The organism is Limnospira platensis NIES-39 (assembly GCF_026000695.1).
Taxonomy (GTDB): Bacteria; Cyanobacteriota; Cyanobacteriia; order Cyanobacteriales; family Microcoleaceae; genus Limnospira; species Limnospira platensis.
Genome location: NZ_AP026945.1, coordinates 5,521,128 through 5,539,139, shown reverse-complemented (window position 1 = coordinate 5,539,139; position 18,012 = coordinate 5,521,128). Strand labels below are relative to the sequence as shown.

Here is an 18,012-nt window from a genome sequence, read left to right as displayed (position 1 = left end):
ATTAAATGTGGGATAATGGGAGTGTTGGGTAGTAATTTTAGCATCCCAAAAATATGGATGGGCAAGTTAAGCGGGAACTCCCAGATCTGGTCTATGCTGAAGCTGTAGTGCGATCGGCATCGGGAGAGTCTCTGCTTTCTACGCCCACCTTAGTTACCAGTGAAAATGTCACCCAATTTGATGCTGATCCGCGGCTGATTGAATACACAGCAGAAAGGCTCCAGAGTACCGGATTTAATGTCCTCTCCATTGGTCGCGCATCTATCAGTATTTCCGGCTCTCCTGAGCTTTATGAGCAGTCTTTCCAGACGACTCTCGCCCATGTTGAATATCAGGTAATTAAAGAGTTTTATCAGCCTAGCACGGCTCATTTTATTGATTCGGTTGATGATAAACCCTCTGGGGAAATTGATATTTCTCAAAGCAGTTGGAATACAGAACTGGTAGGGGTAGCCATTAATGAGCCTGTTTCTTATTTGGGGTCGAATGTTCCCTCTGCTTTTCCGCCGCCAGCAGTCTCGCAATATTTATCTGTACCCGATTGTTTAGCCAAGGCTCTAAATGCCAACCAGACTCATGATGGGGGAATTGACGGTCGGGGTGTGAAAGTAGTAATGGTGGATTCTGGGTGGTATAATCACCCGTTTTTTACTCACCATAACTATCAGGGTCAGGTGATTCTCGCCCCGGGTTCGACGGATAAAGATATTGATGCAAACGGTCACGGAACTGGAGAATCTGCTAATTTATTTGCAGTGGCTCCGGGAGTTGATTTTATCATGGTTAAAGCTGATGTGGCGATCGCTGGTAAATCCCGCAATGTTAATTCTATTGCTGCTTTCAGGACGGCGATCGCTCAACGACCTGATATTATCTCCTGTAGCTGGGGTTCAAATCAGAGAAGTTCGGAACTTTCACCTTATAATAAGGTCTTAGCCACCTTAGTAGCCGATGCGGTGCGGCGGGGAATAACTGTGATTTTTTCGGCGGGAAATGGTCACTGGTCTTTTCCGGCTCAACACCCAGATGCGATCGCTGCTGGGGGAGTTTATAAGCATCTTAACGGACCCACAAAGGGAGAGTTAGAAGCGAGTAACTATTCCAGTGCATTCTACAGTCCAGTTTATCGAGGGCGACAGGTTCCCGATGTCTGTGGGTTGGTGGGACAGCGCCCCCACGCCGCCTATATTATGCTACCTGTGCCACCTGGCTCTTGGACTGATATCGCCTGTGCTGAATTTGAGGATGGAACCGAAGCCAATGATGGCTGGGCGGCTTTTAGTGGTACATCAGCGGCTGCGCCCCAAGTGGCGGGGGTTTGTGCGTTATTAAAACAGTTGGATCCCGGTTTATCTCCGGCGTTGGCTAAAAGGATTTTAGAGAAAAGTGCGATCGATGTAGTCAAGGGTTTTGCTAATTACCATTTCAGCCAACCAACAGCCGGTCCCGGTCGCGACCTAGCCACAGGTTACGGCTTAGTTGATGCTGGGAACGCCATTGCTACCCTCAGACAGGTTAGTAATCAGGTAGCATCCCACTCTCAAATCATCGATTATTCCCAGGCTGATGATACTTTTAATCCCGCTTTATCAGCCGCTCTCAATTGTGATTGTGACAGTCCATCAGCAGCCAGTTATGTACCGGATAAAGCCTCAAATCATGGCTTATCAAATACTTGGCACAGTCACAGCATAGAACCAGAAACATATCAATCAACTTTACCGACAATTTCAGCACCTAGGAGTCAAGCCACTATGTCTAATAATTATCCCAAACTCAACAATAAATTCGATGAAATTTTAAATGATTTCGACAATATTTTAAAGGGCAAAATAGCCGCCGGAGAAATCGAAGCCGTTGAGCTAAATATCAGCCGGCAAAATTTTAGCGATCGCTCCCCCAGAACCGAAGGCATACTAGCTCTGGTGGCTTGTTTACAGGAACTCGAAAAAAGTTGGGACGACCCAGAAACAGTTAAGGAATCCCTTGTTAATGACATCGTAAAATCCGCCAAAACCACCTTAGAAAAAGCTGGTTTTAATTTAAGGAATCAGGAGATTATTGAGCAAATCAAATCATCATATATCAACAACCTAGCCAGTGTTGAACCTCAACCCATTTTGAAAAAGCACGTTTCCGCAGCCAAAAGCCTACTCAGGATTCAGAAATATCAAAAGTTAGCCACAGGCATTTTAATTAAGGCTATACAAGAAGCAGACGAAAAAGTAGCAGCCTTAGCAGCCGAAGCATTAGGAGAGTTTCACACCACACAATCATCTGAAGATATCGAGATAGAAAGTTCTGATTTTCTTGAAAAAATGCCTGATGGTATATATCAACTTAGAGATGGTAGAAAAATTGAAATACGAAACACAAAATTTTCTGGTAGTTCTCAACGCTATGCTAAATATATTCATAATTAACTAATTTTTTATGGTTAATTGAATCTATGACAATCTCTATTTTCCAGATGTTTTGATTCTACTGACAACAAATAATCAGGTAATTTTGTATTACACAGGATAGCTGACTCTATTTGATGTTGGCTAAGACCTGTAGTTTGTGTTAAGTCTACTTCTCGTAAATCGACATTCTGTAAATCAGCATTCTGTAAATCGGCATTTCGTAAATCAGCACCCTGTAATTTAGCATTGTGCATTATTGCAGATTCTAAATTAGCTGATTCTAAGTTAGCACCTATTAGGTTAGCACTAATAAGAAAAGCATTATATAAATCTGCTTTGTAAAGTCTTGCTCCCTGTAAATTAGCATCCAGCAACACTGCTTCACGCAAATTAGCACCATTTAGCCTAGCTTCTTGAAAGTTAGCTCCTGAAAGTTCGGCTCCTTCAAAATTAATCCCATTGAGATACTTACCACAGAGAGAAATTCTTTCCAAATTATTTTCACCAGTTTTGAGCCGATACCATAATAAATGTTTTAATATGGGAGTAGGCTGACAATTTTCCTCAGCTAAAAGTCTTTCTGTCAAATAGATCAAAGATAAATGAATGATAAACAAGACTGCTATGGATGGAAACACAAATAGCAGTGATATCCTCAGATATTTTTGTCGCTGACTAGCCTTAATAAATTCCGTGGCTAACTCAGACAATGCCACTTCCTGAACAGCCGTTTTGCTAAACTCCTGAGCATCCCTAAGAATGCGACTTTGTAACAAATAATCTGGGGATTTATTTTGAGAACGCCACTCCTCTGCATATCGCTCAAATTTCTGCTTTTGGTGCAATTGTTCCCGACGTTCACTTAACCAACCTTGTAGCTTATCCCAATTGTGAATTAAGGCTTCGTGGGTGACTTCCAGAGTTTCACCTCGCTGGAGGTCTTGGGAGGTAGACAGGAAACGGACACCTCTGGCGGAAAAACGCCTAATAATTGATTTTATGGCGGGTTCTTCCTGTTTATTGGTAATTAATTCGGAGACTGGAGCGCGGCGGCGGGTGGTTTTTTCGGACTCGTCTAGGTTGACTAAAGCTATAAAAATGCGACGCGCTAATATTTGGTCTTCTGGAGTTAGGGACTCATATAAACGTTGTACTTCTCCCGCTAAAGCACCCCCCACCCCTCCAATTTTTTCTAAGGTTTCTGCGGGTTCTCTACCATCTTCTAAGCCCTCCCAAATGCGTTGTAATGCAAACTGAAGCAATGGGAGAGCGCCTTCCCTTCCTTGGGTTTGTTCAATTAATAGTTTAATGATTGCAGGCTCGAGGCTATGTCCGGCGAGTTCTGCGGGTTTGGCGATCGCCATTTCTAGCTCTTCTGGCTGCATACTCGGCACCAAAAAGCCATTAGTAGAAAACAACCCATCTAACCCCGGATATTGTTGAGTTTCCCGCAAGAAATCACTCCGCATGGTGACAATAACCGAAGTATGTCGATCTGCATCCTTCGCCGCACAGAGTAAATTATTAATAAAAGCCTCCCTTTCTTCAGGGTCTTTACAGAGAGTAAAAATTTCCTCAAATTGATCAACCACCACCACCAGAAGCGAGTCATGAATATTGGGGATTTGATTAGCAATGCGTCGTAAACCTTCATACTCTCCCCTATCGCTGCGATTTTTTAACACCCGTTCAAATTCTGCCGTTTTTTCCACTGGCGAGGGGTCATTAGTCACAATTCGCGCCAAAACAGTCGCCAAAGATTCCAGGGGATGAGTAGTTGGAAATAATACCGCAATTTTAGCTTTTTGATAAGCGAATAAAGGTTTTTTATCCAATTCAGGAATTAAACCCGATCGCGTCAATGATGATTTCCCGGAACCAGAAGTTCCATAAATTGGCAAAAATCGACAAGCCGATTCATCTTCATTTAAATCGCGGAATTTTTCCCACAGTCGGTCAATTTGCTTTTCTCTCCCAAAAAAGTACATAGAATGTTCTTCTCTAAATACATCTAATCCTCGATAAGGATTATCACCCAATGGAGTCGGCTTAGTTTCCTTCTCCGTGGGTATTGTATAAGCAGAAGGAGATAAATAAACAGTTACCGAACTTCCTTGAATAACATTACCATTAACCTCCCAGGTACGTTGATTAAAACCTCCAGTAATATTAGTGTCATCTTCAAGGGGAGTGTGATTAAGCTCTGATGATTCTACCATGACTATTTACCAGCCAATTACTATTCATCTTCCGAGTCATTTGTTTGCCGTTTTTTCGCACCGATAACCACATCTCGCTGTGATTGAATCACATCACCGCTAACCTTCCAACCCGGTTGATTAAACCCCCCAGAAATATGGGTTTCCTGTTTCCCAATTTCTCCCACATTTCCAGCAATATTAGTTTGATTGTCAACGGTTTGGTCTTTTTGGTCAAACACCACCGAAGGTTGAGACTTAGCCGCCGTTTCCGTTTCCGCTTCTTCTGTGGCTTGGGGAAATGGCAACCCTTTGGGTTCTATGCTTCCCCCGGCGTAATAAGCCACCACAAAATTATCAGCCTTTTCATAGTGCAAAACCGGGTGTTGTCGGTCTTGGGTGCGGGTGGGGACGACCTGGCGAGTATGTAAAGCTAAATCGGCGACTCTCACGGAACCATCTTTTTTAGCCACCCCAGAACCACAGAAGGCTTCCATTAAAGCTAGGGTAAATTCGCTGTATTGTTTGTGTTTATAAACATAGGATAATTGGTCTTCCTGACAGGAAGCAATCAAGGCTTTTCCTCTGCCTTCTTGTAATAACTTGATGGCTTCTGGTGGTAAAGGAGAGGCAGCGATTTCTAGTCCTGGTACTTTGGCTTCTCCCACCCCTCCCGCATGGCAACAGTCCAATAAAATTAACAGTTTTTGGGAGGTAATAGCTTTAAGTTTTTCGGCAAATTCCTGACCACTAATGGCGGTTTGATAGAGTTTATTAATACTGTAACCATAGGGCATGAGATAATAAAACTCTCCGGTAGGTGAGGCGACTTGATAACCATGACCGGAAAAATAGATCACTACAGTTGACTCGGAATTGGTGGTTTTAGCTAGGTTATCTAAGGCTTCTAATACTTGAAGGCGATCGGCTTTTTCATTAACTAATAATGTCACCTGTTCTGGTGGATAGGCGCATCTGGAAGGGTCGGTGAGAATGGCAGCTAAACCCTTAGCATCATTAACCGTGTTGGGTAAATCTTGACCAACCCCAATTACCAAAGCGTGTCCGTTTTTATAAGTGCTAGACATAATTAAATGGCAACTATAAATTTCCCTTCTGATACCTACAAGCTAACCTCAGATCCGGAAAGCGGCTCAGAGTTTAATTATTGCTTAACTTTTGGTGTACTGATGACCCTGAGCGCCAAATTCCCACAAATAACCCTCCACCCCCGATAATCAGAGGGGTTGAGGGGGGATGGGAATTTTTGATGCTCTAGCGACCAGGAGGCGGACGGCGGCGGCGGAGAAAATCAGGAATATCAAGTTCCTGGGGTTGAGGTGGTGGCTCAGGAGCGGGAGTGGGTATAGTACGCTGCTGAGGAATAGAAGTTATGGGTCGAGACAAAGGAACCTCTCTGCCGGATTGGGGAACAGTAGATTTAGCCTCACCGGTGAACCCGGTGGCAATGACGGTAATTTTGACTTCACCCTGCATCCGTTCATCAATGACGGCTCCAAAAATAATATTAGCATTAGGATCGACGACCTCATAAATGGTCTCGGCGGCAGCATTGACCTCATGCAAGGTCAGGTCACAACCTCCAGTAATATTAAATACAACTCCCCGCGCTCCCTCAATGGAGGACTCTAATAAGGGGGAAGAAATAGCAGTTAAGGCAGCTTCGCGCGCTCGTGACTTACCAGAACCAATGCCAATACCCAATAAAGCGGAACCGGCATCAGCCATAACGGCGCGGACATCAGCAAAGTCCACATTCACCAATCCGGGAATGGTAATAATATCAGAAATACCCTGAACCCCCTGGCGCAATACATCATCAGCATAGCGGAAGGCTTCCTGTACAGGGGTTTGCTCATTAATAACGGACAGGAGCTTATTGTTAGGAATCACAATGAGGGTATCAACGCGAGTTTGAAGGGCGGCAATTCCCTCATCAGCCTGAGAAATGCGTCGCCGTCCCTCAAAGGTGAAAGGACGGGTAACTACGCCAATAGTTAAGGCTCCAACTTCTTTGGCTATTTCGGCGACAATAGGAGCGCCACCGGTACCAGTGCCGCCACCTAGACCAGCGGTAATAAATACCAAATCGGCACCGTCTAAGGCTTGGGCGATTTCATCGCGGGACTCTTCAGCGGCTTTTTGACCGATCGCCGGATTTCCGCCAGCTCCCAAACCTCTGGTCAGTTTTTGACCAACCTGAAGGCGTTTAGATGCTTTAGACTGAGTAAGGGCTTGGGCATCGGTATTGACGGCCCAAAACTCAACACCGGAGACCTCGCTATCAATCATCCGGTTAATGGCATTTCCGCCACTTCCCCCTACACCAATAACTTTAATTTTGGCAGCGTTGCTAGGCACAATATCACTACTCCAGGACTGTTCGTTAGGGACGGCGTTACCATCATTATTAAGATTGTTTAATCCTTCATTTTGGCGAAAGGGGTTAGCCGATTCTGCTGCCGTCCACAGGCTGGCTTTTCCTTCAGGTTGGTTGTTATTTGGGGTAGAACCCAGATTGCTCTTATCAAGCATCATTTTAAGTATTTGGGGTAGATGAATCAGTTTTAATATTTAAACAAGTCCGAGTCAACTAAGTTTGTTTAAGTTGAACTAACAACCCAGAACGCTAATATAGCAGTGATCAGGACAGTAGGACTCAGATAGTTAGTGACACCTAGATGGTCAAGTATTTTTCTCTTGGTTCCAGTTTAAGCTGTTCCTGGCTATGAATACTGACCTTGGGAACCTCTCCCCAGTCCTGGTTAGTTTAATGATGATTTAAACCACCCAGAGATATAGTCAAGGGTTCACTTGGAGAAGGAAGCCTCGGATAGTGATGATTTATCTGAGATCATCAACACCAAGGGAGAGTTAGGATTTCTGAGATCAATGTAGTCCACTTGACTAACATCAAGTTGTTCCGGCAATTTTCTCATGCGATCGATAACCTGCAATTGTTCCCAAAAGTGTGTACTGTATGAGCCAATATGCACCTCGCCGACCTCAGTCATTAAAATAATATTAGCCGGATTCTGCCAGTCAATTTCATAGATGTCAACCGGGGAGCGACTCAGATCGCTATACATCTGCTGCCAATGGGGTAGATATTGTTCAAAGTTACCGATTACTCTCAGATTTGGCAGTTGACCTGTTTGTTCTAGCTCAGTATAACTTGATAATGGCATCCAACTACCTTCAGCATCCAACCAGCCGACGGTGGGCTCAGTTCCTGGGGTAGTGTTTCCTATGCTTGGTTGAGCGATCGCCACAGGTTCTCGTTCAGTCACCTCTATAGTAAGGCGGGGAGGAAATACCTGCCGAATCACGATCGCTTCTGATATAGGAGCATTATCGAGCAAGGCTTGTTGAATGGCTGCTGGTTGAATTTGCCACACTGATTGAGGATAGGACAAAGGCAGGTGTGAGCGAATATTGTGCTGAGAAAGTAACTGATTACCCTTAATCTCGACCTGTTCAGCTTCTTTAATTAACCAAATCGGCTGACTAATTCCCCAAAATACTCCCCCAGAAATACCTCCGACCGCCAGAACCTGCCACATCACCCGAACCAATTTCAAACGTCGCTGACGGCGCAGTTGTCGTCGGCGAGTTCCTAATTGATTGCGAGAAGTAAACACAATATTGGCCATTCCTAATTTTTTTCCCTTCTAATTCCCTTATTTAAAAGACTATCCCCCTTGACTGCTATTCCCCTAGTGGGGGGACAAACCACATCCCTAGCGTATCAGCATCATCCTACACTCAAAACGAGGCATCGTAACATAACTGAGTCAATTATGGTTGAACTTAACCTGAACCAATTTTACAAAGCCTGCAATCCCAGTAAAACCATTGACATGGCGAATCTGGAAGATCAGCAGTATTATATCGATTTTTCGTCAGTTCGCGGCAGCAATATTGTTCGCGAGTTAAGCCGCACTATCACATTGCTTTCCGGTGATGAACCCACCTGTCAGTTATTCTCTGGACACATTGGCTGCGGGAAATCTACAGAACTGTTTAGACTCAAAGACAGCCTGGAGCAACAAGGATACCATGTAGTTTACTTTGAGTCATCCCAGGACCTGGATATGGCTGATGTTGACATCAGTGATATTGTACTGGCGATCGCCCGTCAAGTGAGCGAAAGCATTCAAACTGCCGCAGTCCAGTTAAAACCCGGATACTTCGGCCGCCTGTTTACGGAGATTGGCGATTTTTTGCAAACCCCCATTGAATTATCTGGTGAGGCCGAAATTTCCGTTGGTATTGCCAGAATTACGGCTCGCACCAAAGATTCCCCTAAATTGAGATCTCAACTGCGACAATACCTCGAACCGAGGGTTAGCACTATTTTAGAAGCCATTAATGAGGAACTCCTGAAACCCGCTAACGAGACTCTCAAAAAGAGAGGCAAAAACGGGTTAGTGGTGATTGTTGATAATTTAGATCGGGTAGATAATTCCCCCAAATCCTGGGGACGTACTCAGCCAGAATATTTATTTGTTGATCGGGGTGAGCAACTCAGACGGCTACATTGTCATGTGGTCTATACAATTCCTTTAACTTTAATGTTTTCTAATGATTATGGTCGGCTTTCTAGTCGATTTGGGGTGAAACCAAAAGTCTTGCCGATGGTTCCAGTATGCAATCGAGATGGTTCAGATAATCCCCAAGGTATGGCTTTATTGCAACAGATGGTTTTAGCGCGTGCTTTCCCGACTTTACCACCCGAAGAACGGATTTCTTATATTCCCGAATTGTTTGAGACCCCCCAAGTTCTCGATCGCCTCTGTCGGGTTAGTGGCGGTCACATGAGACGATTACTAATGTTAATGTACAGTTGTCTACAGCAGGATGATCCACCTTTTTCGGCTGATTGTTTAGAAACGGTAATTCGGGAGTATCGCGATGACCTATTAGGAGCTATTACCGATGACGAGTGGGATTTACTTTTGCAAGTAGTCGCCAATCAAAGCGTGCGCGGGGAAGATGAATGTCAAACCCTCTTGCGGAGTATGTTTGTCTTTGAATATCGCGATCGCTCTGGTCGTTGGTTTGGCATTAACCCAGCTTTGATAGATACACCCAAATATCAAAATTGGCAACTTAATAAATCTCCCACTCATCCACCAGCAGCCATGAATTAATTAGTATCTGCTCAATATCTGCCAATAAGTCCTAATTAAGACCATCTACCAGCCGATATTATGGTCAGACATATCGGTTATTTTTTGCTGCCAATTTTACCGGAAATTTCGGCCAAGATAGCGACTAGTTTTTCAGGTTTTCTCGCACAAAAATTACGGGAAGTGTTAAATTTTTATTTTTTTTTTAAAATTTATCATTATCATGTATAATAAGTAGGAGTCAGGGTGTAGTTTAGTCACAATGCCAGCATACTATAAGTCAGATTGTAGTGAGAGCGTTGAGCATTGGGGGGCCACAGCCACCAGTGTTAATCAACCACAGAAATCACGCTATAGTATTTTGACTAATGAAAAATTGATTGAGTATTGCTATCTGTACTGGATGGTAATTTTCAATTAATTGTGAATATTTAATGATGTCTAAGCCACCGACTGGATAGGCATCTATAATCTCAGGGAATCAGCCACAATTGGAGCCGGGGAAACTCCAAAATTATCAATCCTCACCTAACGAATACTGATTAAATAGCCACCCTCAACTCACCGGGTTAAATTCAGCCATGACTAATCAATTAACGCCTCAGCAATTCGAGAGCCAAAATCAGCGATCGCTACAGAGATTAGCCCGTGCTATTTCCTTTTCACAAGGTCAATTTTCTCTAATTTTAGTAAGTTGTAACTACTCCTATCTACAAACCAAAGTTATCAAGCAATTACAGCAAAAATTACCGGAAGCAGAGACCATTCAAAACATCACCCTAGCGCCGGAAGTTACCACCCTCTACACGACATTATTAGAGCGCATAGCCACCCCTACCCCTAGCGCCATCATGGTTATGGGTTTAGACAGGGTGGAAGCCTTAGAAACCCTGTTAAGTTCCACCAACCAAGTCCGGGATGAATTTCGCAAGAATTTTTCCTGTCCTTTAGTATTGTGGATAACAGATATCCTAGCCAAAAAACTAATCCGACTAGCACCAGACTTTAAAAGTTGGGCGGCGGCTACGATTAAATTTGAAATGGCGACCCCGGACTTGATTAAATCACTGACCCTCCAAGGTAACACGCTGTTTTCCTTAGCCGAATTACGAATTAGGTCAGGAGAATTGCACAGCCGCCAGTTTTATAGCCGGTCAAAAGCGCCTAAATATGACCTAAGTATTGGTTCCATTCGTCGCCGGGAATTAGAATTAGCTTGGAAAGATTTACAACAAAGGGAAGTGGAAATTAACCTATTTCTCCAAGCCACTAAACAATTTATTTTGGGCTTAGATGAAGATGCTGAAGACCGAGGAGATAAGGCGCGTGTTCATTATCAACAAAGTTTAGCCGATCTGGACAATTGGATATCTACCAGCGCAACCAGTCGCGACCCCTATCAATTTATTTATCCCATTTCCTACCAAGTCATCCGGGGGATTATCTTATTTCATATTGCTTTAAACGATCGCCTAAAAGCGGTGCGATCGCGACACATTCCCCAGGTCAAATCGCCGGGTAATAAGGTCAAATTTCTGCATTCAGCCAAAACCCACCTAGAAGAATCCCGTCAGGCTTTTGAAACAGCAGGAAGACCAGATTTAGTAGCTGGAATCCTCTGTTATTTAGGGGATGTTCTGAAGGGTTTATACCAATGGGATGATTTACAGAACCTAGCGGAAACCGGCATTAAAATCCATTTAGCGTATGGTTGCGATCGGCAATTAGCCCAAGATTATGGATTTCTGGCTGAAGTAGCCCTTCAGCAGAAAAAATGGCATAAAGCCTTAGAACTAACTAAACTAGCCCTAGCAATTATTGACTCGGAAAAGCGCCCCAATGAACGGGGAACTTATCTGCTGCTATTAGCTCGCAGTTACAAACATTTGAATGAATGGGAACAAGCAATTAAGGAACTAGAAACCGCCCGCTTAGAAACCTCCCCCAGTTATGATCCACAGTTGTATATTGATATTCTGGCTGAATTGCGCCATATTTACTACGAAAAAGGTCAATATTTAAAAGCATTTCGGATTAAACAAAGACAACGAGAAGTTGAGCATCAATACGGTTTTAGGGCTTTTATTGGAGTTCATCAATTGCAGCCTTCTAAACAGGCATTAAATTCTGTTATTAACCACAAAAACAATATCTCAAAATCGGCTATTAGTCCCGGCTTTGATATGACTAATAATAGTCGGGATCAAGATATTAATAATCTGATTCACAGGTTAGGGCGAGATGATCATAAATTAATTGTGCTACATGGTAGTTCTGGAGTCGGGAAAAGTTCCTTAATTAATGCGGGTTTAGTACCAGCGATGGCGGAAATTAGTTTAGGGGCTCGTAATGTTCTACCCGTGGTAATTAATAGTTATACAGACTGGGTACGAGAACTGGAAGCGGCTTTAGCGGAAGCCTTAATTAATCAAGATAATCTGAATATTAAAAGCCAGAATTTAAAACGACTTTGGTATCGGAAAATTATCAAGGCTTCCCAAGGTAATGTTATATGTAATAGCACGGGTATTGAATCTTTGAATAATCGCGATCGCACCTCATATATTCTGCATCCCGATTCATTTATTAACAGTCGTCTCCAGAAAAATGCCGACCAAAATCTCCTGACTGTTATCATTTTTGACCAATTTGAGGAATTCTTTTTTCTCTGTCGCGATCGCTCCCAGCGCCAGACATTTTATGAGTTTTTAAATCTCTGTCTAAATGTCCCTTTTGTTAAGGTAATCATTTCCCTGCGAGAAGAATGTCTAGCCTGGTTATTAGAATCGGAATATTTATCTCCATTAGATGCCATAAATAACAACATTTTAGATAAACATATCCGCTACCATTTACGAGATTTTAGTAAAGCGGAAGCCCACCGAGTGATTCAGTCTTTAAGCAAACGTGCTAACTTTAATTTAGAGCCAGCTTTAATTGATAAATTAGTGGAAGATTTAGCCGATGAACGCTCGTTGGTCAGACCAATTGAGTTACAGCTTGTTGGTTCCCAACTCCAGGAAGAACAACTCCGAGGAATCACCACCTTAGCGGAATATGAAAGACTGGGAGACCATCCCAAAAACCAACTAATCGAGCATTTTATTAATGGTATTATTGAAGACTGCGGCCCCCCAAATGCTAATGCAGCCTGGGATATTTTATTTGCTCTGACGGATGAAAAACTAGCTCGTCCGTTGAAAACGCGATCGCAATTAATCGCCGCCATTAGACCCGATCCATCTATGGTAAATCAGGGCAAATTTTCCGATAATGAACCCAGCCATAATCATCATGCTTTCATTGATATTATCTTAGAATCAGGATTGCTGCTGCGTCAACATGAGCAACCAGAAGACCGCTATCAACTAATGTATAATTATCTAGTATTTCCCATCCGAGAAAGCTATGGAATTTTAGCCCAAAAGCGTCAGACAGCCATTGAAAAGAAACTGCAACAAAGTCTGAAAGCCAAAACCCAAGCCGAAGCGGCTCAAAGCCAAAGCGAACAACAACTGATACACCGGAATCGACTCTTAAAACAACTGCTTTGTGTGTCGATTGTCGCCACTATAGGATTAGGGGTATCAACCACAATTGCTTACCAACAAAAACGCCTAGCTTATATCACCTCATTAACAGCATCTTCCGAGGCGTTATTTTTCTCTAATTATCGTTTTGATGCTTTGCTGGAAAGTTTAAAAGCCGCCCAACAACTCCAAAAAATCAAGTCCTTATCTGTAACTGCTAACAGTTTCCAGGATGCGGAAATTCGGGTAGCGACTACCCTAGGACAGGGAGTTTATGGCATTCATGAACAGAACCGCCTAGAGGGACACGCGGATATAGTGTGGGATGTTGTGTATAGTCCCAGCGGGGATATATTAGCCTCTGCTAGTACGGATAATACTATCAGATTATGGACTCCTGAAGGGAAGGCGATCGCCACTTTAACAGGACATAATCATAATGTAACTAGCCTGGATTTTAGCCACTGTGGTCAAATGTTAGTTTCCGCTTCTGATGACCATACAGTTAAACTCTGGAGTCGGGACGGTAAACTATTACAAACATTGATCGGACATACAGATAAAGTCAAAGCGGTTCGTTTTTCTCCTGATAGTCAAATGATAGCCTCTGCGGGGAGCGATCGCACCATCATCCTGTGGAATTTACAGGGAGAAATCATCCGCACTATTCGTTTCCGCCATACCGCACTGACCTGGATTAACTTTAGTCCTGACGGTGAAATATTAGCCGCCGCAGCCAATCAAGGAGACGTGCAATTTTTCAACCAACAGGGTAGAAGATTAATGAGTATCAGCCACACGAAAAAACGGGACTCAGTAATTTATTCAGTTAATTTTTCCCCCAATGGTCAATTCATAGCCACCAGCGGTACAGATGGCACAGTCAAACTCTGGACTCGCCAAGGAGAATTACTCAGGACTTTACAAGTAGATGAAAATATTGTTTTCTGCGTTTCATTTTCTGCAGATGGTCGAAGTTTAGCCACAGCCGGATATGATAAAACTGTGAAAGTCTGGAGTTGGGAAGGGGAATTACTCAAAACCTTTCGCGGTCATGGAGATAAAGTAACACGGGTACGTTTTTCCCCGGACGGTCGCACCCTAGCCTCATCAAGTTATGACAAAACCGTGAAGTTATGGAACCTTCACAGTAACCCCAGAGCCACCTTAAAAGCCCATAATGATCGAGTTCTCGATGTTACCTTTAGTCCTGATGGTCAAATCTTAGCTTCTGCGTCCCAAGATACAACCGTGAAATTATGGAGTAGTTCGGGTAAACTCCTGCAAACTCTATCAGGTCATAGCGATCGCGTTTCTTCCGTGAGTTTTAGTCCTAACGGAGAATGGTTAGCCACAGCATCCTATGATCACACAGTCAAAATCTGGAAACGCCTTAACTCCCAGTCCAACTGGTACGATAATTGGCCCATGAAACTGCGAGTTTCCAAGTTTAACGGTATTGGTGTCATACCAAAATCTCTGTTTGTACCCTCTCCAGTCGCCACCTTAGTCGGTCACACAGATAGCGTCATGACTGTTACATATAGTCCAGATGGTCAGTATATCCTCAGCGGAAGCAAGGATGGAACCATTAAAATCTGGACTGCTGACGGTCAATTCCTACGCACCATCACAGGACATCAGGAATGGGTTAATCAGGTGAGTTTTAGTCCCGATAGTCGGACAGTTGTTTCCGCCAGTGATGATGGGACTTTAATTCTGTGGAAGTGGGACCCAGCCAATACTATGCTTTCTCGCCTCAAAACTATCCAGGCTCATGAGAGTTATGTCTTGGGGGTCAACTTTAGTCCCAATGGTAAAGTTATAGCTTCTGCTGGATACGACAATACAGTTAAATTATGGACTCAGGACGGAGTTTTGCTCAATACCCTATTAAAGGGGACTAGCGATAGTGTCACTCGTGTAGTGTTTAGTCCTGATGGGTCTTTACTAGCTTCCGCCAGTTATGATAGTCATGTTCGCATTTGGAGCGCTAAGGACGGAACTTTGTTGAAAACTTTAATGGGACATAGTGATAGCGTTATGTCTCTCGGTTTTAGTCCAGATGGCCGAACATTAGCCTCCGCTAGTCGTGACCACAGCGTGATTATGTGGAATTTGGATCTCGATAGTCTCATAGACAAGGCTTGTGAGTGGGTTCGCAACTATCTTGACCATAATCCTAATGTTAGGGATAGCGATCGCCAATTGTGCGAGAACACCTACCAGAGGAGTTAACAGCCTCCGTATCTTATATCGACACTCCCCAGCCACTGCCTAAATTTCTCCGATTCTGTGGTAAGGTTAACAATTGTAACGAATATGAGTTGGCATTATCTCTGGGTTAAGAAACATCTCCCGTCGTTCACATTTGATTATTTGGTATAAAATATCTATGCAACAAATCTGGTCGCACAAACTCTTCCGATTCATTGCTGTATTCTGTCTCCTGCTTTCCACCTGGGCGATCGCACCAGTAGCCGGCGCTTACAACAACCCCGAACTTCTACCCGAAGTCCAAACCCCGATCATAGATTTAGCCGAACTGCTGACAGACGTTCAAGAAGACCTGTTAGCCGAAGACCTGAAACAGTTTGAATCCCAAACTGGCTGGAAACTCAGGGTGCTAACTCAGTTCGATCGCACTCCCGGTCGCGCCGTCAAGGAATATTGGGGACTTGATGAACACAGTGTCCTATTGGTAGCTGATCAACGTGGCGGTAATATCCTTAACTTTAGTGTCGGTCGGGATCTATACGACCTGCTGACCCGAACCTTTTGGGTCGAACTTCAGACCCGCTACGGTAATCAATACTTTGTCCGCGATAATGGCGAAGATCAATCAATATTGCAATCTATCGAAACCATTCAAACCTGTTTACTCAAAGACGGTGGTTGTCGAGTAGTTCCCGGTCTTCCCAGAGAACAATGGATTCTCACCTTAATCACCTCCGCCTTGGGTGGCGTAATTTGTGGTATTGCAGCTATTCCCCGTAAACCCGGACAAATTGTGGCTTGGCAATGGGCCTTAATCTTTTCTCCCCTGTGGGGCATTTTATTTATAGCCTTCGGTCTCGGTCCGGTAATTAGTCGCACCTCCGATTGGGTTCCCGTAATTCGCAATGTCTCCGCTTTCTTAATCGCTGTTTTTGCGGCTTATTTAACCCCCGCATTTAACCACTCTTCCACCTCGGAAACTTAAACCTTTGACCTATCAATTAGGGCGGGTTGAGCCTTGTTAAGCTGCCAATTAACCGTCATTTTGCGACCCGCCCCTATCTAAAAAAAATCACCCTTTTTAGCAACAATAATTATGGCACTTTAATCGCTCCCACCAGTTGTTTTAGCAATTAACCACCTCATTTTTCGTCAGCAAAATCCGCCCAACTCACTAATAATTAGCTGTTGGTAATTAACTGTTGTTTGATATCCTCAACGTTACCAATCAGATCAACTTGGTTTAACACAGTTTGCTCGCCACTTTTCAACCATTTGAGGTTCACAGTTCCGGCGATCGCCTCAGCATCTCCCAACACCAAACAAGCCCCAGCACCACTGCGATCGGCTCGTTTAAACTGTTTACTAAAAGCACTACCACTCAGGTCTAATTCAACCCTCAAGCCCGCTTGACGCAGTTTTTGAGCCAAAATCAGACCATTAGCCTCAGCCTTTTCTCCGCGAGACACCAAATATAATTGTGGGGTAACTTGTGGAGGTTGGTGCAATTGCTGAAGCAGAATAATTAAACGTTCCAAACCGATCGCCCAACCCACCGCCGGAACTGACGGGCCCCCAAGTTCCTGGACCAAACCATCATAGCGACCACCGCCGCAAACCGTAGCCTGAGCGCCAAGGTCATCAGAAATAATCTCAAAAGCAGTGTGGGTGTAATAGTCCAAACCGCGAACCAGTCGAGGATTTAGCGTGTAAGAAATCCCCAATTCCTTAATCAGATACTGCACCCGTTCAAAATGAGATTGCGATCGCTCTCCCAGATAGTCCAAAATACTCGGAGCGTTGCGGGTAATTTCCTGGGTGCGTTCATCCTTACTATCCAAAATCCGCATCGGGTTACGGGTAAGGCGATCGCGAGAGTCTTGATCAAGTTCCCCGCTAAATGGTGTCAGATAATCAACCAACGCTTGACGATAATTTTGGCGATCGGTGCGATCGCCTACTGAATTAAGATTCAAATGCAGATTGGTAATTCCCAAACTCTTGAGGATATCCACCGCCACCGCGATCACCTCCACATCAGCGCGGGGGTCATCACTACCGAGAACCTCCACCCCAAGTTGATGAAATTGTCGTTGTCGTCCCGCTTGAGGACGTTCGTAGCGAAACATCGGCCCCATATACCATAGTCGTTGTACACCAGGATTAGCGTGTAGTTTCCGCTCAATATAAGCTCGCACCACCCCAGCCGTACCTTCAGGACGCAGAGTAATAGAGCGATCGCCGCGATCGCAGAAAGTGTACATCTCCTTTCCCACCACATCCGTAGCCTCACCGATACCCCTTTCAAACAAGGCAGTTGGCTCAAAAATCGGTGTCCTGATTTCTTGATAATTCCCTCGCGCCAAAGTCTCCTCAGCCACAGAAGCCACCCACTGCCAATAACCGACTTCCTCCGGAAGGATGTCACGGGTTCCTCGTAAACTTTGAATTGATTCCATCTCTATATATAATCCGTGCAAAAATAGGACTCACCGCCAGGAGCATGATC

9 protein-coding genes are annotated in these 18,012 nt (G+C 44.1%); 4 read left to right on the top strand and 5 right to left on the bottom strand.

Annotated elements, in window-relative coordinates:
- Window positions 1-53 precede the first annotated feature (53 nt).
- Window positions 54-2,423 (top strand): S8 family serine peptidase, encoded by a 2,370-nt coding sequence (locus N39L_RS26935; RefSeq protein WP_014276907.1) that lies wholly within the window; start codon window positions 54-56, stop codon window positions 2,421-2,423.
- 14 nt (window positions 2,424-2,437) lie between these two features.
- Here the strand turns inward: N39L_RS26935 and N39L_RS26930 are convergent, their stop codons facing one another.
- From N39L_RS26930 to N39L_RS26915, 4 genes are all read right to left on the bottom strand, one after another.
- Entirely contained in the window at window positions 2,438-4,624 is a 2,187-nt protein-coding gene (locus N39L_RS26930) for an nSTAND1 domain-containing NTPase (RefSeq protein ID WP_014276906.1), read from the bottom strand.
- A gap of 20 nt (window positions 4,625-4,644) precedes the next feature.
- Entirely contained in the window at window positions 4,645-5,691 is a 1,047-nt protein-coding gene (locus tag N39L_RS26925) for a caspase family protein (protein WP_006620260.1), read from the bottom strand.
- Window positions 5,692-5,878: 187 nt separating this feature from the next.
- A complete protein-coding gene (ftsZ, locus tag N39L_RS26920; protein ID WP_006620261.1) occupies window positions 5,879-7,162 on the bottom strand; it encodes a cell division protein FtsZ in 1,284 nt (427 codons plus the stop codon).
- Between the two features lie 272 nt (window positions 7,163-7,434).
- Complete coding sequence (locus tag N39L_RS26915) at window positions 7,435-8,277, bottom strand: cell division protein FtsQ/DivIB (protein WP_014276904.1); 843 nt, start codon at window positions 8,275-8,277, stop codon at window positions 7,435-7,437.
- Between the two features lie 147 nt (window positions 8,278-8,424).
- Here N39L_RS26915 and N39L_RS26910 point away from each other — a divergent pair, with 147 nt between their 5' ends.
- From N39L_RS26910 to N39L_RS26900, 3 genes are all read left to right on the top strand, one after another.
- Window positions 8,425-9,777 carry a P-loop NTPase family protein gene (locus N39L_RS26910; RefSeq protein ID WP_006620263.1) on the top strand — a complete coding sequence of 451 codons (1,353 nt, stop codon included), beginning with the start codon at window positions 8,425-8,427 and terminating at the stop codon, window positions 9,775-9,777.
- A gap of 560 nt (window positions 9,778-10,337) precedes the next feature.
- The gene (locus N39L_RS26905; protein WP_006620264.1) at window positions 10,338-15,524 is read left to right on the top strand and encodes a WD40 domain-containing protein; all 5,187 of its coding nucleotides are present in this window, start codon (window positions 10,338-10,340) and stop codon (window positions 15,522-15,524) included.
- Window positions 15,525-15,681: 157 nt separating this feature from the next.
- Window positions 15,682-16,488, top strand: coding sequence for a TPM domain-containing protein (locus N39L_RS26900; RefSeq protein WP_006620265.1), 807 nt, complete (start codon window positions 15,682-15,684; stop codon window positions 16,486-16,488).
- A gap of 196 nt (window positions 16,489-16,684) precedes the next feature.
- Here N39L_RS26900 and hisS read toward each other — a convergent pair whose 3' ends face one another.
- Window positions 16,685-17,962 (bottom strand): histidine--tRNA ligase, encoded by a 1,278-nt coding sequence (gene hisS, locus N39L_RS26895; protein ID WP_006620266.1) that lies wholly within the window; start codon window positions 17,960-17,962, stop codon window positions 16,685-16,687.
- Window positions 17,963-18,012: the final 50 nt, after the last annotated feature.